The sequence below is a fragment of the Lactiplantibacillus nangangensis genome (assembly GCF_005405065.1).
Lineage (GTDB): Bacteria > Bacillota > Bacilli > Lactobacillales > Lactobacillaceae > Lactiplantibacillus > Lactiplantibacillus nangangensis.
This window is the reverse complement of the sequence record NZ_BJDI01000005.1, coordinates 25,774-45,562: the sequence shown is the minus strand read 5'-3', so window position 1 is coordinate 45,562 and position 19,789 is coordinate 25,774. Positions and strand designations below refer to the sequence as shown.

Genomic DNA, 19,789 nt, shown 5'->3' with positions numbered 1-19,789 from the left:
ATATAATTAACTTATTAAAGATCGTAATCTTATCTTACTTGCCGCTAGTTCGACGCCCTTTACGCGTTAACAAACCAGCTTTACGTAACTTATAGTAACCAAAACCAACAATTACAACACCAATCCCAGAAATTAGGATTGGGCCAGTTGACCCACCGGCGACTGTAACCTTTTCATTACCGATGTTGGGATTATACATTGTAATCGTTTGACCAGTCATCGAAGAAACGCCAAACTTACTGATATCGACTTTGAATTCGGCAATGCTATGTCCCCCGCTTTGAGCAACATAGCCAGTCCCAACGTCACCATATTGATGCCCTTCGTTATAGTCACCGCCGGTAAAGCTTACAGCCTTCACATCACCCTCATTTTGGCTACTTGGAATATTATCAGACCAAACATAGACTTTTTTACCACTGATATCAAAGTTATAATCCCCATAACCTGGGACTTGACCATACTTCATTTTGACGTAAACATAAACGTAGTTGCCGTCACTAACCATTGCAGTATAACCGTCATAGCCTTCAGTTAGTGTCACATTTTTCCAATCGTTAAACTTACCGTCAATGACAATATTCAAGTTATCATTATCATTATTAGCATTGGCACTAGTCGTCGTAGTCGCTTTAGAGCTTGAATCCGCCTTACCACTAATTACACCGGCTGCGCTGGTGCTTGAACTAGTGGTACTGCTATTACTTGCAGAACTACTACTTACTGAGCTGGTGGTACTACTACTCGTTGCAGTACTGCTACTGCCACCGCCATGGTTACCCATATTAGTAATCGTTGTAGTCGCAGTATTCCCAATATTGGGGTTCGTTACAGAAGCTTGCTTACCAACGACTGTGCCGTTAAGTCCGTATGACTTCAAATTAATTCTGAATTCACCGTAATTATTTTTACCGTCATTCATGACATAACCATTACCAACGATCCCATACTGGGTACCGTCAGGGTAATCGCCACCTGTCACCGTAACAGCCTGTGTTTTGCCACTAGCAACCTTAGTATTACTTAACCAAGCATGTATTGTTTTTCCATCGATTGAAAAGGCATAATCGCCATGCGCTGGCACATCTCCTTGTCCGCTTTTCATTTTGACATACACATTCAGATAACGACCATTGTCGACCAATGCCGTTGACCCACTATAGCCAGACGTCAAAGGCACACCGGCCCAGTCTGAAAATTGCCCGTCAATCGAAATAGCGGTACGCGTGCTGTTCGCGCTCGATGAAGCGGCGTTGACAGTTGTTGGTCCAGTTGCAAGGCCCAGACCAGTCAAGCCTAGTGCAACCGCTCCTAGTAACATTATTTTACGTAATTTCATGATGTCAGCTTCCCCTCCAAATTAAGAAAACTTCTTCGCAACAGCCAGTCTGGCCGCTGCAATGACGACCATTTATATCGAACATTTTATATTCTGGTTATACTATGCCACGTCTGAAATGATTAAACAAGGTAACAATTACCATAGTTAGTAGATTGGTAACCAAGGTATTCGAGGTGTGCATTTGAGCCTTTAAAACAGCCTAATTTGATATTAATTGCCGCAATCAATAGAGTTGCAGCAACTTCACGCATCAGTTTTAACGGTTTAACTATCTCCGCTCACAATTACTAAATCATTTCACGAATAAATTTCATTTAAGAATCGTGGTTAGTTCTGCCTTATGTCCACCTATATTGTACTAGCATTTGTTTAAATAGGCGAACGATAATTTCGTCGATTTAGCTAAACTTGCGTCCGCGAACGACTGACCGCTATAATAGCCATAATAATTATCGCTACTGGAGGAATTTTCATGATTAAAACCATCGTGCACGATCCGGCAATTCTCAGCCAAGTCGCCGTACCTGCAACTAAGCTAGACGCTAACACTGTGACTGACCTACTAGATACGCTACAGGCTAACGCCGCTAATTGTGTTGGGATGGCTGCCAACATGATTGGGGTGAACCAACAGATCATTGTTGTCCAAATGGGGCCGATGGCGGTACCAATGATTAACCCCAAAATTGTTAAAAAACAGCAGCCTTATCAAACGAGTGAAGGTTGCTTGTCATTGACTGGGGAGCGACCGACCAAACGCTATAAACAAATTACGGTTAGCTATTTAGACCGCCAGTTTCAGCCACAGCAACAAACATTCAACGGTTTTATTGCCCAGATCATCCAGCATGAAGTCGACCACTTGGCCGGTATTTTAATTTAACTTAGGACTGATATTAGATGGAAACAATTAATTATAACGGTCAACCCGCAACCCCGACACTTGCTCAGCAGCGCCGTCATATAGCCCATTACGGGTTAGGGACTGACATCGATCTGACCTTATTTGGCAGCGATAGTGATGCTCTCTTAAAACAGGCTTGCGACTTAATCGACCAATATGAAGACCGCTTGACGGTCAATCGTGCCCAATCAGAAGTCATGGCGATCAATCACGCGGCAGGTGTTCAGCCGGTCCAAGTCAGCGCTGCAACCTACTCGCTGGTCAAAAGGGCCATCACGCTTAGCCAGCAACATTTTGGCTTCAACGCTTTGATTGGACCTCTCGTAAAGCTCTGGCGGATTGGCTTTACTGATGCGCATGTCCCGACTCAGGCGGAGATTGAGGCCCGCTTATTGCTCGTTGACCCTGAGCAAGTTGCCTGTGATGACCAAACTTTCAGTGTCCTTCTCAAACGCCCTGGGATGGAACTCGACTTAGGCGGCATCGCCAAAGGCTATATCGCCGATCGCATTCAGGATTATTGGGAAGCCTTGGGCCAGCGTGCTGGTATGATCAACCTTGGTGGCAACCTGCTAATGGTTGGTGACTCGCCCTTACACGCCGATCACCAATGGCGTGTCGGCATTCAGAATCCCCTCTCGCCACGCGGCAACGCAATTGCCAGTGTCAAAATTGGCGCTTGTTCCGCAGTGACTAGTGGAATCTACGAACGCCACTTGGAGGTCAATGGTAAATCCTACCATCATATTCTGGATTCCAAGACCGGTTATCCTCGCCAAAATGACCTGTTAAGTGTCACCATTTTTTCAAAAGCTTCTATTGATGGTGAGATCGAAACAACTCGACTATTCTTCGCCGGCCAACCGGAAGCTGGCTGGGGTCTTGACCGCGATGATCTGTATGGCGCAATCTTTGTGACTAAAGACAAACAAATTCAGGTTGTTGGACTGCCGAAAGACAGTGTTGCTTTGTTAGATAATGACTTTACGATTAACTAAAAATAACGCCACGACAGATTTTGCCGTGACGTTATTTTTAGTTAAATTTAATCTGATACCACAATTTTACCTTCAGCAGTGACCCGATTCCGACCAGCCTTTTTCGACTGATACAGATATTGATCAACTCGCGCAAACCAGCTAGAAAACGTCAAATCCTCTGGTTGGAGTTGCGAGATTCCGAAAGACACCGTGACTTGTAATTCTTGTCCATTAAAGTTGAGCGTCTGCGCATTCAAGTCACGTCGAATATCCGTGATAGAATCCGTCGCATCCGCCACTGGTACTGCGCGGAAAATGACAACAAATTCCTCGCCACCATAACGGAACAACTCGCCATGGGTTTGTTTTTCCACGAGTTCGTGCTCAAAGTGACGCGCGACATATTTCAAGACCGCATCGCCAGTAGTATGACCATGCAAATCATTGAACTGTTTAAAATGATCAATGTCGAACATCGCCATGGTTACAGGCACTCGGGTCCGTTTACGATACACTTCAAAAACTTCTGCAGTAATCGTGTCAAAACTAGCCCGATTGCGTACACCGGTCAGTTCATCGAAGTTCACTTGCTGGCTGAGCAACGTATAATGTTCCATCGCACGGCTCATCCACTGAATCCCACGATGCAACAGGCCGATGTAACCCATGAACCCGGCCAACATGAACAACGTGTAAAACAAATTAAATGGATGAATCGACCAAATAATGAACCACCAAGTCCCGCCGTACACGACTTGGAGTAAAAAGTATTGCCATTTAGACGCCATGACTTCGGTACGATGACGTGAGAAATAAATAATCCCGACGATCAACAGCGCAACCATCACAATAAAAATGGGCACATAGGCCATACTAGAACCTAAAAGGATCCCCTGACTATAAATAAATATCGGCATAATAATATTGATCATCCCGATGGCCGGTCCCCACATCGTATACAACGCAAATAATAAAATCGTTAATTGCGCGGTGGCATACGACCAAGTTAGTACCGAGCCAGAGTTGATGGCATAAAATGCCGAGCGAATAATCAGCATACTCAGCAGCACACTGACTGTTTCAGCGAGATGCACTAGTAACGTGAAGCGCCTACTTCGAACCCGTAGCGCGTGGTGCTCTAAAACGTAAGTCATAATCGACATCAGGGCAATTAGTCCTGTAGTCATAAACGCAATAATCAGCGTCTTCATATTAAAAATTTCTGTTAAAAACTGTATAAAATGTGACTCAATTTGCAAATTAGTTACCTCGTGTGATTGAACCCTTACAATCCAGCTACCGCCGCCTCAACATTTGAGGACATTTGGAACAGTCGAAAGGCTCGCTTGAATCAACCAATTCTTCACTAAATTGATTTCTGGCGAGCAAAACCTTTATCGTGTTCATTCTTTTTGACGGTTGACTAACTATTCTACTGGCAATTCAACCTTTTAGCAATGATTTTATCGCTAAAATCACAAAATCGTCCCTATATTTGCGAATTAAAGGCAAATTTAGGAACGATTCGTTAGTTGTTCTAATTAACTTTTTGCAAATAAGCCGTGATTCTCTGACGCAAGGCACCATCTTTAGCCACCGTATAGGCATACTGGTCTGCGAACCAATGATCCGGCGAATACAACCAGACTGGTTTTGCCAAACGTTCTGGCGCCTCGGTAGCATAGCGTGGAAAGACATGCGCATGCAAAAAGGCATCCGTATTCCCTAAAATATCATAATTGATTCGGGCTGCGCCAGTTGCCGCTTGAACTGCATCGCCAAGCAAACTCATGTCCCGCAAAAAGGCCACGCGCTCTGGCAATGACAACTCATTCAAGCTGGTCACAAAGCGTTTCGGTAACAATACCGAATAACCTGGTAAAAATTGCGTGTCACCCATGACGGCATAACCACCGGCCATCTCGGCCATGACCATTGGATTTGTCCCATTTTGGGCCGCCTTGATGCGGTCATCGCGCCAATCTGACATTCTCATCATTCTTTCATTTTTAACAAGTATCCCACTCACGGCTTTAAAAACCAACCATTTTTTACTAATGGGCTAGATTCTAGCCTTATTGACGTTTGCGCCCACACACATAGGCAACCAGCCCCAACAAAACGGTGCCAAGAACTTTAAACCACCCAATTTGCTGCTCATCAGTTTGTGGCAAGATTGGGTCACTCGCTGAGCTTAACGGCTGCAAGTCCGGTGCCTCAGTCCTCGTCTTAATTGGCTTAGTCTTAAGTAGTGGCCTCACTTGGTCACCTTCTGAATTATCGCCAGTCCCCGATTGTCCTGGATCAGTCACAACGGGTAGCGCTTCATAAACAAAGGTCAAGTGACTACCGGACACTTCGAAGTGTCCACTAACTGCGCCTTGCGTATCTTTCAAACGATAACCCGCAATCTTTAAAGCAGCTGTCTCATAGGCACTACCAATTTCACCCGTTAATACCACCGATTCTGCCAGCGTTTTTCCAGTTTCAGTGACATAATGAATCGTCACTGATCCCGTCTTCGGCGCAATTTTTCGATACTTAAAGGTAATCGTCTGCGCTTGTTCGCTAAAATTACCGCTCGGATTTCCCACCACTTGAATCAGTTCATAGCCGTCAATCACAGCCGCCGTTGCCTGATAGTTTTCACCAACCTTACCGTTTAGCACCGTTTCTATCGCTAAAGACTGACCAGTTTCATCTACGTATTGAACAGTGACTGGTTGACCAGTCGCAACCGTGATGGCATCTTTCACATAGCGATAAACGACCGTCGTGGGTTGCTTAGAAAACTGGCCATTTTGGTTAACCGGCATCCCAACTAGTGTATACCCAGCAATGGCTTTAGCTTGCGTCTGGTAATTGCTACCAACCTTACCCGTCATTGTTTCGATAGCGCTGATTTTCTTGCCAGCTTCGTCGACATACTGTAACATAACTTGCCCAGCTTTGCGGTAAATAACAGTATAACTATTTTCCCCATCTTGGTAGTAAGCCACTACTAAGTCATCGGCAAAATAGCCCGGAATTTCTTTAATTGCTGGAAATTGAATCGCTTCCCCATACTTGCCAGCCAACTGGATTGAATCACCAGCTGAGGTCCCATCCTCATATTTAAAATGTAGCGTGGCCTTTTCTGACTTGCGACGATAGGTCAGTTGAATCGTTTGATCCTCGGTATAGCGCCCTTTTAATTGATTCTCCGTTACCGCTAATAACTGACCGTCAACCGTAGCTTGCACAAACTCATAGCCAGGAACTGTCGGGATCGTCAGTTGCCAGTCATCATTATAATTGCCTTGTTTACTAGGAATTGTGACCGTTGGCAATGGCTGACCCGCGTCGTCGACGACTTGAAAGTTCACTGCTGGTCGCACGGGACCCAGCACATAACGCAAGTGGCCCATGGTTTGACTCACCGTCCAATTAGGGGAACCTTGAATCGTTTTAATACCATAATGCTGCCCTTTCAAAGCTTGCAACCGTGCCAGAACTTGCTGGTCCGTCTCAACATCATAAGTTGTTTCTAACGGCCGGTTGAGAAAGATATCTGAGCCTAAATGCTGCCCGTTTTCATCAATAAATTCAATCTGAATCGACCCATGATCATCATTGTTAATTTCAAATGGAATCCATACATAACCGTCACATGGATAACCTTGTGCCCCCATCCACTCGTCATGCCATTGATATTTCAAGTAGCCGCTTTGCTTAAAATTCGTCCATTCAATCGTCGTATCAGTTAGATTAATCCCGTCAGCATCGGCGCTTGCCACCGGCTTGATCGATAAATTTTTAGACTTGTCTTTGCCAAACGCAAAGGATGACGTGACTAATTTGCCAGTCTTGGGATCAATGTTCAAACTAAGCTTATCTTTCAAGACCACTTTTTGATTGGCAATCGTCACCGCCGAGCTCAGAGTTGGTAACGAACTCGCCAACGGTGAAAAATCGTAAATATGATTATAGGCTAAGCTGAGATCTTGCAAGTGCAACCCTGCCAAACTTGAAATATCCTCAATGTCATTTAGTTGGACGTTGATTTCGGTTAAATTGGTCAATCCTTTCAAGGCGCTGATATCTTTGAGCTTGCCATAGACCACATACTTGTCTTCCCATTTATAAGTCGCGTCCAGATTTGGTGTAAACCACAGTTTTTCGACATTCGTCGCATATTCAAAGCCCTTTAAACTCACCGTATTCATCACCGCAAAATAAAAATCCCGGTCATCTTCCTGATGCTCGGTCGTTATAAAATACAACTTCAACTGACTCATCATGGCTTGCGTAATCTGTGCAACATCCGTCAAACCCAGTCCCAACTCCTTATTGATCACCCACAGCGTCACTTGTTGAAAATTTTTATCCGGCATCCAAGTATTGATATCAACTTCCGCACGTGGGAACTGTTTTGGCGCAACCGTTGCTTTAGGTGTTACCGGTGCTGGCGTTTCCGTTTTTGCACTGGCTGCTAGGGCCGGTTCTTTAAGCGCGGAACTAGCAGGCACTTCGGCTGGTTCCGTCGTTGCCGATGTCGCTTGCTCAGGTGCAACTGAATTCGCAACGTTACTTGTCGATTCTGATTCTGTAGGACTAGTCGACGTTGCTGGCTGGTCACTCCCACTAGTCGCACTTGTTGCGCCAGAGTCTGGGCGTTGACCGGTGCCGCTAGTTGCAGCTTCAGATGCTGTACTGCCAGACGCCTCATTAGTTGAAGCTTCACTCGCAGCCGGTTGTTCTGCCGGTTGGTTGGATTCAGGCGTCGGCAAACTGGCACTATCATCGATTGCTGAACCAGTTGCCACATCAGCTTCCTTTTCCGTTTCATCTTTGGTAGCGCTATCATTTTTAACCTGAGCTAAATTGGCGGGTCCAGTTGCCTGTTCTTGATCCGTGACTGTCACAGTTTGCATCGTCTGATCAGCTGGTTTCTCGGTGGCGGCCAAGACTTCGATTTGATTCCCCATCACAAACATGGTTGCCACCATTCCCATGATTACCCACATTTTTCCTTTTTTGTACATTTTATAATGACGCTTCGTTTCTGATTGTTGCATGATGAAATCCCCCTGTTTTTTTCTAATCGCTTAACTCAACTGCTACAGTATACCTGAGGTTAAATCAATCGTTCAACACTTTTTTGCAATCGATAAAATCGTGCAATAGCGATTAACTGATTGCTTCAGGGTTTCAAGAACGATAAAAAAAGATAATTTTCTTTAGCAATAAAAGAATAAAACAGATTCTATTTTCAAAATTTATACAGCGCTTTCATAACCAGAAACAGGCTATTATCAACCTTCTCAGAGAATTATTTTAGCTAATATATTCTTATTTTATAAAATAGTCATTATTTCGGCCACCACACAGATTGGACTTTATCGTCAAAAAAAATCAGCTCACACTTAAATGTGAACTGACTTTTACATCATCATTTTCAATTTCAACTAAGCTTCGGCTTCTAACTGGTCAATAATCGTCCGCACCTCATCCGTCGTCTTCGTCTGCATTAAATCGTTCCGAATTTCAGCAGCGCCCCGCATCCCACGGACGTAAATTTTGAAGAATCGTTGTAACGGTGCGAAATGGCCCTGAATTCCCATCGCGACAAATTGATCATACAAATCAAGTTGGTAGCGTAATAATTCTAGCAACTCGTGGCTTGTATGCACTTGTGGAGTCTTTTCAAAGGCGTAAGGATTTGTAAAAATGCCTCGGCCAATCATCATGCCATCGACACCTGGATGTTCGGTGGCCAATTTGATGCCAGCTTGATAATCGGCGATATCGCCGTTAATCTGCAACAACGTCTCCGGTGCTAAAGTGTCGCGCATTTGCACTAAGTTGTCGATCAATTCATAGTGCGCTGGCACTTTACTCATTTCAGCCCGCGTCCGCACATGCACGGTTAACACTGGGACTTGTTGTTTCAATAAAAATGGAATCCAAGTTTCATATTCATTCAAATCATCGAAACCAAGCCGGGTCTTCACACTAACGGGTAAATCAGCTTGGCGCGCACCGTCGATGACTTCCTTGGCGGTATCAAAATGACGAATCAAGTCGCTCCCACTATGGTTTTTAATCACGGCCATATCTGGACAACCCATATTTATATCAATCGCTTCATAACCTTGCTGCGCAACTTCTTTGGCAGCTTTCACAAAGTCAGTCCCTGAGTTACCCCAAAGTTGCACAATCGGTTTGGGGGTCTCACTGGGGTCAATGTATAAACGCCCCCGCGTTGTAAACTTCGCCTTGGGATGTGTGATACTCAAGGCATTCGTGAATTCAGTATAGAAATTATCTGGCGCAGCGGCACGCATCACAACGCGCCGAAAAACGGAACCAGTCACGGCTTCCATTGGTGCTAAACTAAAAAAAGGCCGGTCTTCCGCTTGCGCCTGCGCGGCAATCCGGTTCCAATATGCTGACTGGGTCACCCCGATCATCTCCATTCAACTATTTTACAAAGTTACTAACACTATAGCGATTTTCACCTAACCAACGCAAGCATTTGGCGCGTAAATCACAAAAAAAGAGTCTGGATTTTAGGCCAGACCCCCAAATAATTGCTAAATTAATGAATTAGAATCAAAGCCCATGCTAAAATACCAAGCATTAGCATGACATTAACAAATTCGAGCCGAAAGTCGGACAACTTAATCGAGCCAAACGAGATGCCGGCGCTTGCATCCATATATCGGAAGAAAATCCCACTTAGCAAAATCCCTACCATCAACAAAACTAGGAAAACAATTCCAGTCATCATCATCGAACTCAACCCCTTATAAACTTATATTTGGCACTTGCGAGTTACCCCTCAAAAACCACATTTATTGTCGTTCTCACTGCGGCTCGTTGCAAGCGATTTACCCCTAAAACTAGGAGTTCTTAGTGTTTTTTTATTAATAAATAAAGCATCGTTATTTTGATAATTAGGCCATTAGCGAAACGATTTCTCAACCAAATTCACCAATCCAAATTCTGCCAATCGGCTTATTTAGCAGCCAGCAATGTCGGACGTGTTCAGGTTCTCGTGTTAGAATGAAAGCAAACCTTCCGAACGATTGAAAGCGGTGACTAAACGTGACGATTAACGATATCCAAGCTTACATCATGGTCTACGAATTACGGCATATTTCCAATGCGGCAGTGGAACTTCACATGTCGCAATCAGAACTGTCTAAACGAATCCGTGCCGTGGAAAACGACCTAAATATTAAACTGATTGATACTTATAATAAGCGCCGCCTACAAATCACCCCAGCGGGCGAAACCTTTTATCACCACGCTTTAAAGATGATTGGCGACTACGAAGCCATGATGCACGACTTAGCGCCCAATCGACCGACCACCCGTCATCAACTCAAAATTGGGTCGATTCCAATTTCTGGCCAGTATAACATCGCCCAGAAAATGGCTAGCTTTGCTGCCACGCATCCCGAAGTCCAATTACAATTGATTGAAGACGAAGGCAATCAAGTTTTACAACGCCTCCTAGACGGTGAATTTCAAGCAGCTATTATTCGCGACACGCAAACCAGGGGCTTACAACCAACCAAGTTTCAAAAACAGCCCCTACTCTCTGATGAACTCAAAATCATTTTACCGGCTGATCATCCGCTGGCGGCGCAAAAAATCATCCGGATACATGACCTTGCTGACGTGCAACTTGCGACCTTGCCACCGGGTTCCGGCGTCTACGAACCAGTCATGGCGCTATTTGCACGCCAAAATTTAAAGCCACATATTTTCTTTGAAAGTACCCACATCGAAACTTTATTAGGCATGCTACCTGGCAGCAACAATGCCACTTTCTTATTCAAGCAGTCCGTGGCACCCTTTATGACCGAGGCTTTCGTCATGCGATCCTTAGCGATTCCATTCATTAGTCAACTCAACTTCGTTTATCCCCAACGCGACGGGAACCAGTTGATGACGAATTTAATTGATTATTTAATGACCAATGCGAAAACAACAGCGTCTGCCAAACAATGACGGCACTGCTGTTTTAACTGGTTTAAAACCGATTTTTCTTTAATCTAACCACTAGTCGCAAGATGAACTCATTTTAATTTTTTACCGAGTGATTCTAACTTACATCTTAATAATTAATGCGTATAATGCGTATTGCTTGATAATCCTTTTTTTAACTCGTATTATCAATCTAAAAGGTGATAAAAAGTGAAAGTTACCGCCAGAGAAGTATTACAGTTGCTTAATGCAACTGGCTTCATTGAAACCAGAATCGTCGGTGATCATCATCGTTTCACAGATGGTCGTGGACATCACGTAACTGTGGCTTACACCCGGTTAAAGGATGTCATCCATCCAAAAACCTATCAGAGTATTTGTCGACAAGCTGGCCTGAAATAACTTCCTTACTTTAACCAACAGGAGGAAACTGCCATGAGAAAAAACGATCGAATTGTTGTCTATCCCGCAATATTAACCCCAGATAGTGATGAGCCTGATTTTTACGCTGTTGAATTTCCAGACGTTCCTGGCGCGCTCAGCCAAGGTAAAGGAATTGCTAAAGCAATGTCAATGGGCTCTGAAGCACTCGGTTTGATGCTCTTTGACGTCCGTAACTTACCAGTCGCGACTGATATCACAGCCGTTGCCACTAACAATCCGGAGTCAATCGTCACTTATATCACCACTAATCTGACTGAAATTGCTAGGAACGCCAAAAAGCCGCTAGTCCGGAAAAATGTGACTATTCCTGAGAAATTAGATCAATTGGCTAAAGCAAATGGCATCAATTTTAGTGAGGTGCTCACACAAGCGCTTGAAGAAAAACTAGATGCTTAAAGCTTTAGTTCAACTGATTACTAAGAGTTGAAAACGAAAAATGGTCGGTCTACGTCAAAGCGCGGATCGACCATTTTTCAATTTATTAGTCGGCTTATGCTAACCCAACTAAATGGAACCAGAACATTTCAACAATTGCTACAACAAAAACCACCGCCGTTAGTGGAATGCCTAAACGCATCACATCTTTTTGCGTGTAGCCCCCACCGGTATCCGGGTCGCTTCCGACTAAGATTGCCAAATTGTGGAATGGCAAAATGTAATGTAAATTGGTCACGGAGAAGACTAAGAGTGACACGGCTAATGGACTGATGCCCATGTGTGCGGTTGCAGCAACGAATGCAGGAATCGTGATTCCCATGACCGCGATAACGGACCCCATGAACATATGAATGATCATGGCAAATAACGTGATCACAATCGCTAACAAATAAATATTGGTTGGTAAATTACTTGGAATCAAGGTTTTAGCAAGCCAACTGTTCATGCCAGTCACCTTGCCGACGTTCCCAATCGCAATGGCCGATGTTAAGAAGACTAGCACGTTGACCGGAACCCCTTCCCAAGACTTGGCGGTCAAAATACCACCAACAACTGGTAAGCTCATCATTAGCGCAACAATTAACGTCAACCAACCGACGTCTAAGCCAGTGATTCCACTCGTTAACCAGAGCCCAATCGCAATGATCAACCAAATAATCGTCCGCACCTCTTTAGCGGTAATTCCGCCCAATTGTGCTTGTTGTTGTTTTAAGGCTTCAACGTCAATATGCACTTCTTGGCTAGGCTTGAATAAGAATAGAAACAAAAACATGGTTAACAAAGCCGCAATAATCATGGGCACACCCATGTAGACGAAGTATGAAACAAAGTTCACGGATTGCCCAGATGCCGCAACGGCCAAGGGGTTAAGTGACGTATCACCAGTATAGAAGACCCCGGATAATGGACAAGAAGCCGCAAAGACAGCCAAGCCCAATTTAGCCAAGTCCCGTTTTGGCATGTGCGCCGTTTCCGCGACCACCGTAATGACCGACATGATCATGAAAGCCCGTGGCCATGGATGCGGAATGAGCAAGGCCAAGATGAAGGTCAAAGCAAAAATTGAAATGACGATACCTTTCCAACTCCGCACAAATTTAATAATAAAGGAATAGGCGATTCGTTGACCTAAGCCAGACTCATTGACGGCGCCAGCAATCAAGTAAGCCCCGATCACGAGCCACATAATGGACCCTGTCCAAGCGGATGAAAAGACCTGAACTGGTGTCGCCACATTCATAATAATTAATAACATTAAATAAATCCCACCGACAAATGCTGGTTGCGCAATTTGCGTCGCCCACCAAACAACGGTCATGAGACTTAGGGCCAAGTCCATCTTACCTTTGGCAGATAGCCCAGGAATTGGCATCAGCGCAATGATGGCAAATACGATGATGCCACTGAAAAAGCCAATCGTCTTTTTGTTCATGGCTATATATACCCCTTTCAATTAGTTCACAGAAAATCCGCTACCCCAGCGCAGTTTTAAGCTTGTTGGACTAGCGGATCCTCTGCTAAATCGTTTGTTTTTGTATTTCGAGAACTTCGGCAAGACCCATACCCCGTTTGACGGATTTGGGGCGTGGATTTGTGCCTGATTGCCGAAACGTGTTCCCCAAGCCTGCGTCCTCCGCTTAGCTACGTCAGTCAACCACTCGGAAACTCGCCGAGTAATTGACTGACTAGGGAGTAATTGACTGACTAGGCTATGCTCGGAAGCAACCCGGCTTGACTCACACTCTTTTTGAAACGTGCTCGGTCCGGCAACTGGCTCCGCTTATCCCAGTTCAACAACCACTCGGAAAACCACCGAGTAATTGCTTAGCTACGGTAATGCTCAGAAGCTACCGCCCTCGCTCACACTCTTTACTTCAAATATTTTTCCCAGTCATCAACCTTCATAAACTGTGCCCGTTCAAATTGGTCTTTCATATCGAATGGCACCGTGCCATCGATGACTAATTTTGAACTCATGCCACGGAAGCGAATTGATTTCGGATCGTATTGTGGCCGTTCGGATGGATCTAATGGATGGTTCCGCATCCCAGGTAAGACCATGATGTCTTGGTCAGCTTGGAAACGCGTATTCATCGTCCAAATCACATCATTCATATCAAAAATATCAACATCTTCATCAACTAAGATGACCGTCTTCAATTCTTTGAACGCTGAAAAGGCTAATAACGCCGCTTGCCGTTGAATCCCTTCATCAGCTTCATTTTCCTTGTGAATCTGCATGATGGTCATTAGCTTCCCGCCACCTGCTGGCGGATTGTAGACATTCTTAACTTTGCCAGGAATAGCTCGGTCAACTAATTGCAAAATACTGGCTTCAGTTGGAATCCCAGCCATGCTGACATGTTCCTCGGACGGTCCGATGACCGACTGCATGATGGCATTTTTCCGATGCGTCACCGCCGTTACCTTAATGACTTGTAAAGCCGGGTTAGCGTCACCATCATAACCAGGAAATTCAGGCATGGCTTTACCAGTGTGGGTATTGATGTCTTCTTGAATTCGTTCGTTAGGCATGATGTAGCCTTCCAACGTGTATTCAGAACGCGCAATCGCTTTTTCATCAACGGTTAACCCGTCAACCAATTGGACGGCTTGCTTCCGAATCGCACCGGCAACTCCTAATTCGTTATAACCGAATGGCGTGGTCGGTGGCTCGAAAGTCGCCCCAATGGTAACAGCTGGATCCAGCCCAATATTAATTGTGATTGGCATGGGCTTGTTAGCTTTCTCATATTCTTCAGCAAAAGCCCCGATATGCCGACCACCAGGCATAATATAAATGCCCAATTTATCCTTGTCTTCGAGGACCATCCGATGAATCGTGACGTCACTCTTAGACTTGTCCATGTTCGAGCCGAAAACGACCCCAACAGTAATATATGGCCCAGCATCTTGTGGCGTATTCGTCGGTGCCGCAACCAACTTACGAATATCAAAGCCTGCATCCGTTGCTTTATAAACAACTTCATGCGCAGGGGCATCGGCTTCTTTCACCGTGACTGGCGCAATTGGATTCGAAACGGACTCGTTCAAAAACTGGCCCAAAGTTTGGTAGTCATGATGGAACATCTTACCAACTCGGCGCCGACTAGCCATCAACCCGATTAAGACCCGGGTATCAGGAAAGCCTTTCACATTGTTAAACATCATTGCGGGACCTTCTTTAGTCGGCCGTTCAACGGTACCACCAGCACCGATATAACGGTAAACGCCAGAAAGTTCAGCTTCAGGGTCAACGGGAACGTCGGTTTCATGATAATTCTTAGGATCATCTTTGATCTCATCAAGCACGCGACGCAAATCCCATGGTTCTTCTGCCATCACAGTCATCTCCTTAATAATTTACAAATTCATCATACGGCCGTTTGAAAACGGGTTCAATTCGAAATCGGCGGTGGTGTTATTCTTGATTGGAATATTAAGAGTGTGAGGCGACACGGGTTGCTGGTGAGCATTATCGTAGCCAAGTAATTACTCGGTGATTTCCCGAGTGGTTACTCGGCTGGGATAAGCGGAACCGGCAGTGTCACCGAGCACGTTTCGACTACTTAGACAAACAAAGTAATTACTCGACGAACTTCCGAGTAGTTGGCTGGCGGAGCTAAGCGGAGGACGCAGGCTTGGGGAGCACGTTTCGACTATTTAAATAAAAACGCACAACTGTGCACAATTCGAATCAATTTTCACAGTCTCACACTACTCAGACTAGGATTTATCCACTTATCCCATACCAATACACAGCTTCCTGTGCGTAACTCCCAACTTATCCCCTTTTGAGCAAACTAAGTTAACCATTCCAAAATATTATCCACAGGCCAAATTAAAAAAGCACTCAAACCAGTAGTTATCCACAAGATAACCTAGTTTGAATGCCTCATCCTAAATAGCAATCTATTTTCCACGACCAGCTTGAAATGATTCCCAGCCCTCACTGGCGATAAAGTAAACCAACACTAGTGCGGCAACTGAATCGGCCCACCACCAGTTGAATAGCGTCGTTACGACCGCACCAATCAGCACGGTCCCAGCCATGTAAGCGCAGGTAATGTTGCACATACCGTCTTCGACCAGCGCGGCTGAATTTAGCGCTTGACCTAATTTGCGCTTACGCAACGTTAAAAACGGCATCAAAATGACCGAGGCAATCGCAATTGCCATCCCCATTGGACTTTCGTTAGCCACTTGATGCGTGACCAGATTAAAGATTGAAACACTAGTCACGTAAACCGATAAGCCTAGTAACACCGTGCCAACCACTAACGACGAGCGGCGTTCAGCACGCTCAATTGCCTCAGTTGGCGCACCATTGGCTTCTTTGCGTAACCGCCAAATCAAGGTCGATCCCGCAATAATTTCCAGAAAACTATCCAGACCAAAAGCAATTAGTAAAATAGACCCAGCTTGCAGTCCAGCTGTTAATCCGACAACGAACTCAAAGGCCATCCAACCAGTTGAAAAATATTCCGTGTGCATACTTTGCTGTACTAACTTCGCCTTAGTTACCATGCGTCACCCCACGAACCACGTGATCCGCATGTTCGAGCATCTCGTTGATCACGTCTAAGATATGTGGATCATCTAAACGGTAATAGCTCGCTTTACCGACCTTATGCGCACTAACTAATTGGTGTTGCCGCAGTAACGCCAATTGATGCGAAATCACGGATTGCTCCTGCTGCAACAAGTCCCCTAATTCACTGACATTTAGCTCTTGTTGTTCTAACACATAGAGTAATTGTAAGCGAACCGGATGGCTCAGTAGTTTAAAAATTCGTTCTGATTCTTGTAACTTTTTAGTTTCAATTAAAACTGGTGCCCCCATATCATATGTCATCCCTTTCATATGTCAATATTAGCATATGAAAGATCACTTGTAAACGACAAAATCACTCAACCAAATTGTTGAGTGATCATTTTATTTTTAATATGAGGTTGCATAAACTTCACCCGGAAAATGGGCGTTACCAACTAATTTTGCCAACGCTTTAGACTGAAAATAATGCTCGTACACCCAAGTCCCGATAGCATTTGATTGGCTAAGTACGACCAGTTGTTGCTGATGAAAAGTTTTGACACTAACTTGATAACTGGCACCCGTTCCAGCTGGCTGATTCCACCCGGTCAGTCGAAGTCGGTGTTGCCGATCAAACTGGGCGGCACCCCAACTCGGATGTGACCGTCGCGAGATAAAACTAGAATTAAGTTGGTGCACATGTAACTGCATTGTATCTGTCATTGGCAAAGTACCAGTCTTCACTTGTGACCTAAATGACTTTGCTGTGAATTTCACGGTATCAAATTGACCATTTTCATCATAATGATACCAAGTTTGCTGGTACGCTTTCGGAATCCTAGCTAACGTTGTCTGCACTGGCATCGGGGCCGCCGCTCCTAATGGCAAGAGTGCAACCACTGGCACTAGCAAACTCAATCCCCGTTTCAACCACATCCAAGTCATCTCCCGATGATTAGTATAAAGCGCTTACCAAAACAGTCAACTAATCATTATCACTTATCCACAGTGGCTAACTCAACACGTGCTCATTGTTGTCCACTGTGGACAAGTTAACAGCCTATTTAAAAGCTTTTAAAATCGTCCGATAAATACTGATCATCGCGACGATTAACGTTCCCGCAGTCAAAACTGTTTTAAAAAATGCTTTGAGTCGTTGCACGTTTGCCACCCCTTTTAATGTTTCCGATTGACCCAGTCATGTTTCGCAATTTGTTGGTTGAAAGCTCGAAAGGCTAAACAGATTAAGATAAAGCCACCCCAAATAATTACTAACAACACTAACAGTACCCCCGTCATGGCCCAACGTGACTCAGTTTCCGCTGTCAGCCATTCCTTAACAAAACCATTTAATACCGGTCGCCCCATCAACCAGTCAATTGGCATCGAGAACAAGGTAAACCATAGGCCAATTTTAATGAGTCCCCATGCATCTCGCACAGCCTTTTTGAGCATTTTCACCACCCCTTTTATGGGTAGTATAACAAAAGCAGCCATCAACTGATAGCTGCTTCAAAAATTATTAATCAAATTGTGAAGCATCCCCACAATGCTCATGAGAAGTACCCTCTAGCCCGCTCGTTCGACCGATGCTAATCAGTTGACTCAACAGCAAATTTTGCGTTTGTGTTAATCGAATTTTATTCGTAAAAACGGTATAAGTAATGTAATTCGCTAATCGATCCACTAACCCTAGATCAATCTCATGTTGCGCATTCAAACGAGCCGTGACCTTTTGCAGGGCCGCCTTGATTTCGGTACTTCCCGCCACCTCTGACTTAGAAAAGTCATGTGTCAATTCTAAAATGATTCCTTTAGCTTCGTTCTGCATCTTATCCCCCACTTCAATCTGCAACTTAAGTATAACAAGCTTAGAATCACATTAAAAATCGTGCACGACGAAAATCGCCCATGAACCTCAATGGTCACGGGCGATTTCATTAAAAAATTTAAACAATTTCCAATTGGAGCTGTTGCGATTCGACCCACTTGGCTGCCAGTAGAACCCGATAAAGCACCACGGTGATGACCGCTGGAATCACGACAGCAGTCAACAAGTAAACCAGAAAACTCGTCATATTCGTTGAGGCTAACGTAATTGGCGCAATCAAGGAATTCAAGCCTAACCCAGCCAACTTGTAAGACGTCGAAAAGTTGAATACGATGGTCGCAATCGGCGCGGATACGATGGCCGCGACCATTGGTGGAATCGCTAACCGTGGATTCACAAGCAAGTTAGGAAATTGAACCTTGGGTGTGATGATGCCCTGCGCGATATTCGCACCAATGTTGTTTTGCCGAAATGACATCACCGTGAAACCAACGAACTGTGCCGTTGTCCCAATCAATGCGGCCCCAGAAGAAACTGGATCGAGCATGACAGCCACCGCCAAGGCTGCCGATGACGCTGGTGTCATCAAGAACAATGCCCAAGCTAACGAAACCGCCATTGACCCTAACAATGGATTGACTTTCATTGACGTCGCGATAAAGTGACTCAACCAAACCAACGCTGGCGTGGTCACCGCTGCTAAGCCTAAGCCTACGACGGCCCCGACAAACGTGGCGGCCAATGGAACCAGCATCATATCTAGTGGTGTCTTACCAGTTAAGTAGTTGCCGACAAGGACGGCAACTAACCCCGCTGCAACCGCAGAAATGGGCTGACCCGTGGAAAATAGTGGACTTTGGGCGGCTTGCGCGAGCGTATGCCCCGTCGCCGTGACGCCCGTCGTCGCACTCTGTGAAAAGAACACCGCGTTAGCGCCAATGGTCGACGAGATCATCGCACTAAAGGTGACCAACGTATTACTATTGAGCATGGTGGCAATCGCGACCCCGAATGCTGGTCCCAACAAGACTTGGGCAATCGCCCCGATTTGATAGAGCGCCTGCCAATGAACAAAATTGGCTAATGATTGCAAAAGCAGCCCAATGCCTAAACAGACCAGAATCGCGTTCGAAACCCCGGCAGAAACTTTATAGACGTAATCCATCGTCGTCATTTTATGTGTTGATGTTGCATCAGTAGTTTGTGACATATGTATTCCTCCATTTTATTAATAAGAATTAGATTAGAGATATGTGAGAATGTCTATAATTTAACCATTGATTCTGGAAACTGTCAACCAATTTTCAGAATTATTTTCATAGAAACAAAAAAAACGGCG

At 44.9% G+C, this 19,789-nt stretch carries 19 protein-coding genes; 5 read left to right on the top strand and 14 right to left on the bottom strand.

Annotated elements, in window-relative coordinates; translation table 11 throughout:
• Positions 1-34 precede the first annotated feature (34 nt).
• Positions 35-1,339, bottom strand: coding sequence for a Firmicu-CTERM sorting domain-containing protein (locus FFM70_RS06110; RefSeq protein ID WP_137615963.1), 1,305 nt, complete (start codon positions 1,337-1,339; stop codon positions 35-37).
• Between the two features lie 475 nt (positions 1,340-1,814).
• Between FFM70_RS06110 and FFM70_RS06105 the strand changes: the two genes are divergently transcribed.
• Both FFM70_RS06105 and FFM70_RS06100 read left to right on the top strand, forming a co-directional pair.
• The gene (locus FFM70_RS06105) at positions 1,815-2,225 is read left to right on the top strand and encodes a peptide deformylase (protein WP_137615962.1); all 411 of its coding nucleotides are present in this window, start codon (positions 1,815-1,817) and stop codon (positions 2,223-2,225) included.
• Positions 2,226-2,242: 17 nt separating this feature from the next.
• Positions 2,243-3,244, top strand: a complete 1,002-nt coding sequence (locus tag FFM70_RS06100) for an FAD:protein FMN transferase (RefSeq protein ID WP_137615961.1) — start codon at positions 2,243-2,245, stop codon at positions 3,242-3,244.
• Between the two features lie 47 nt (positions 3,245-3,291).
• Here FFM70_RS06100 and FFM70_RS06095 read toward each other — a convergent pair whose 3' ends face one another.
• The 5 genes from FFM70_RS06095 to FFM70_RS06075 form a co-directional block, all read right to left on the bottom strand.
• Complete coding sequence (locus tag FFM70_RS06095; protein ID WP_137615960.1) at positions 3,292-4,437, bottom strand: GGDEF domain-containing protein; 1,146 nt, start codon at positions 4,435-4,437, stop codon at positions 3,292-3,294.
• Between the two features lie 326 nt (positions 4,438-4,763).
• A complete protein-coding gene (locus FFM70_RS06090) occupies positions 4,764-5,216 on the bottom strand; it encodes an HIT family protein (protein ID WP_137615959.1) in 453 nt (150 codons plus the stop codon).
• Positions 5,217-5,301: 85 nt separating this feature from the next.
• Positions 5,302-8,283, bottom strand: a complete 2,982-nt coding sequence (locus FFM70_RS06085; RefSeq protein ID WP_137615958.1) for a MucBP domain-containing protein — start codon at positions 8,281-8,283, stop codon at positions 5,302-5,304.
• A 390-nt stretch (positions 8,284-8,673) separates the two neighbouring features.
• Entirely contained in the window at positions 8,674-9,669 is a 996-nt protein-coding gene (locus tag FFM70_RS06080) for a tRNA dihydrouridine synthase (protein WP_137615957.1), read from the bottom strand.
• Between the two features lie 137 nt (positions 9,670-9,806).
• A complete protein-coding gene (locus FFM70_RS06075; RefSeq protein ID WP_137615956.1) occupies positions 9,807-10,001 on the bottom strand; it encodes a hypothetical protein in 195 nt (64 codons plus the stop codon).
• Positions 10,002-10,315: 314 nt separating this feature from the next.
• On the opposite strand from FFM70_RS06075, the gene FFM70_RS06070 reads away from it, so the two are divergent.
• The 3 genes from FFM70_RS06070 to FFM70_RS06060 all read left to right on the top strand — a co-directional run bounded on the left by FFM70_RS06070 (position 10,316) and on the right by FFM70_RS06060 (position 12,043).
• The gene (locus FFM70_RS06070; protein WP_137615955.1) at positions 10,316-11,227 is read left to right on the top strand and encodes a LysR family transcriptional regulator; all 912 of its coding nucleotides are present in this window, start codon (positions 10,316-10,318) and stop codon (positions 11,225-11,227) included.
• Between the two features lie 186 nt (positions 11,228-11,413).
• Positions 11,414-11,605 carry a type II toxin-antitoxin system HicA family toxin gene (locus tag FFM70_RS06065; protein WP_137615954.1) on the top strand — a complete coding sequence of 64 codons (192 nt, stop codon included), beginning with the start codon at positions 11,414-11,416 and terminating at the stop codon, positions 11,603-11,605.
• 33 nt (positions 11,606-11,638) lie between these two features.
• Complete coding sequence (locus tag FFM70_RS06060; protein WP_137615953.1) at positions 11,639-12,043, top strand: type II toxin-antitoxin system HicB family antitoxin; 405 nt, start codon at positions 11,639-11,641, stop codon at positions 12,041-12,043.
• 94 nt (positions 12,044-12,137) lie between these two features.
• Here the strand turns inward: FFM70_RS06060 and FFM70_RS06055 are convergent, their stop codons facing one another.
• From FFM70_RS06055 to FFM70_RS06020, 8 genes are all read right to left on the bottom strand, one after another.
• Positions 12,138-13,517, bottom strand: coding sequence for an SLC13 family permease (locus FFM70_RS06055; RefSeq protein WP_137615952.1), 1,380 nt, complete (start codon positions 13,515-13,517; stop codon positions 12,138-12,140).
• Between the two features lie 437 nt (positions 13,518-13,954).
• Entirely contained in the window at positions 13,955-15,427 is a 1,473-nt protein-coding gene (locus FFM70_RS06050; RefSeq protein WP_137615951.1) for a UbiD family decarboxylase, read from the bottom strand.
• Positions 15,428-15,997: 570 nt separating this feature from the next.
• On the bottom strand, positions 15,998-16,612 hold the full coding sequence (locus tag FFM70_RS06045; RefSeq protein ID WP_137615950.1) for a cation efflux transmembrane domain-containing protein: 615 nt from the start codon (positions 16,610-16,612) through the stop codon (positions 15,998-16,000).
• Complete coding sequence (locus FFM70_RS06040; RefSeq protein ID WP_171002311.1) at positions 16,602-16,928, bottom strand: ArsR/SmtB family transcription factor; 327 nt, start codon at positions 16,926-16,928, stop codon at positions 16,602-16,604. The genes FFM70_RS06045 and FFM70_RS06040 overlap by 11 nt, the downstream gene beginning before the upstream one ends.
• A gap of 99 nt (positions 16,929-17,027) precedes the next feature.
• Positions 17,028-17,555: a hypothetical protein gene (locus tag FFM70_RS06035; RefSeq protein ID WP_137615948.1), complete on the bottom strand. Its 528-nt coding sequence runs from the start codon at positions 17,553-17,555 to the stop codon at positions 17,028-17,030.
• A gap of 240 nt (positions 17,556-17,795) precedes the next feature.
• Positions 17,796-18,074 carry a hypothetical protein gene (locus FFM70_RS06030; RefSeq protein WP_137615947.1) on the bottom strand — a complete coding sequence of 93 codons (279 nt, stop codon included), beginning with the start codon at positions 18,072-18,074 and terminating at the stop codon, positions 17,796-17,798.
• Between the two features lie 67 nt (positions 18,075-18,141).
• Positions 18,142-18,450: a bacteriocin immunity protein gene (locus FFM70_RS06025; RefSeq protein ID WP_137615946.1), complete on the bottom strand. Its 309-nt coding sequence runs from the start codon at positions 18,448-18,450 to the stop codon at positions 18,142-18,144.
• A gap of 118 nt (positions 18,451-18,568) precedes the next feature.
• Positions 18,569-19,660, bottom strand: coding sequence for a PTS sugar transporter subunit IIC (locus tag FFM70_RS06020; protein ID WP_137615945.1), 1,092 nt, complete (start codon positions 19,658-19,660; stop codon positions 18,569-18,571).
• Positions 19,661-19,789 lie beyond the last annotated feature (129 nt).

Bases quoted from the DNA above. Each gene is read 5' to 3' on its own strand.
- FFM70_RS06110 (WP_137615963.1), bottom strand. From the start codon at position 1,339: ATGAAATTACGTAAAATAATGTTACTAGGAGCGGTTGCACTAGGCTTG.
- FFM70_RS06105 (WP_137615962.1), top strand. From the start codon at position 1,815: ATGATTAAAACCATCGTGCACGATCCGGCAATTCTCAGCCAAGTCGCC.
- FFM70_RS06100 (WP_137615961.1), top strand. From the start codon at position 2,243: ATGGAAACAATTAATTATAACGGTCAACCCGCAACCCCGACACTTGCT.
- FFM70_RS06095 (WP_137615960.1), bottom strand. From the start codon at position 4,437: ATGAAGACGCTGATTATTGCGTTTATGACTACAGGACTAATTGCCCTG.
- FFM70_RS06090 (WP_137615959.1), bottom strand. From the start codon at position 5,216: ATGTCAGATTGGCGCGATGACCGCATCAAGGCGGCCCAAAATGGGACA.
- FFM70_RS06085 (WP_137615958.1), bottom strand. From the start codon at position 8,283: ATGCAACAATCAGAAACGAAGCGTCATTATAAAATGTACAAAAAAGGA.
- FFM70_RS06075 (WP_137615956.1), bottom strand. From the start codon at position 10,001: ATGATGATGACTGGAATTGTTTTCCTAGTTTTGTTGATGGTAGGGATT.
- FFM70_RS06060 (WP_137615953.1), top strand. From the start codon at position 11,639: ATGAGAAAAAACGATCGAATTGTTGTCTATCCCGCAATATTAACCCCA.
- FFM70_RS06055 (WP_137615952.1), bottom strand. From the start codon at position 13,517: ATGAACAAAAAGACGATTGGCTTTTTCAGTGGCATCATCGTATTTGCC.
- FFM70_RS06050 (WP_137615951.1), bottom strand. From the start codon at position 15,427: ATGGCAGAAGAACCATGGGATTTGCGTCGCGTGCTTGATGAGATCAAA.
- FFM70_RS06045 (WP_137615950.1), bottom strand. From the start codon at position 16,612: ATGGTAACTAAGGCGAAGTTAGTACAGCAAAGTATGCACACGGAATAT.
- FFM70_RS06040 (WP_171002311.1), bottom strand. From the start codon at position 16,928: ATGGGGGCACCAGTTTTAATTGAAACTAAAAAGTTACAAGAATCAGAA.
- FFM70_RS06035 (WP_137615948.1), bottom strand. From the start codon at position 17,555: ATGTGGTTGAAACGGGGATTGAGTTTGCTAGTGCCAGTGGTTGCACTC.
- FFM70_RS06030 (WP_137615947.1), bottom strand. From the start codon at position 18,074: ATGCTCAAAAAGGCTGTGCGAGATGCATGGGGACTCATTAAAATTGGC.
- FFM70_RS06025 (WP_137615946.1), bottom strand. From the start codon at position 18,450: ATGCAGAACGAAGCTAAAGGAATCATTTTAGAATTGACACATGACTTT.
- FFM70_RS06020 (WP_137615945.1), bottom strand. From the start codon at position 19,660: ATGTCACAAACTACTGATGCAACATCAACACATAAAATGACGACGATG.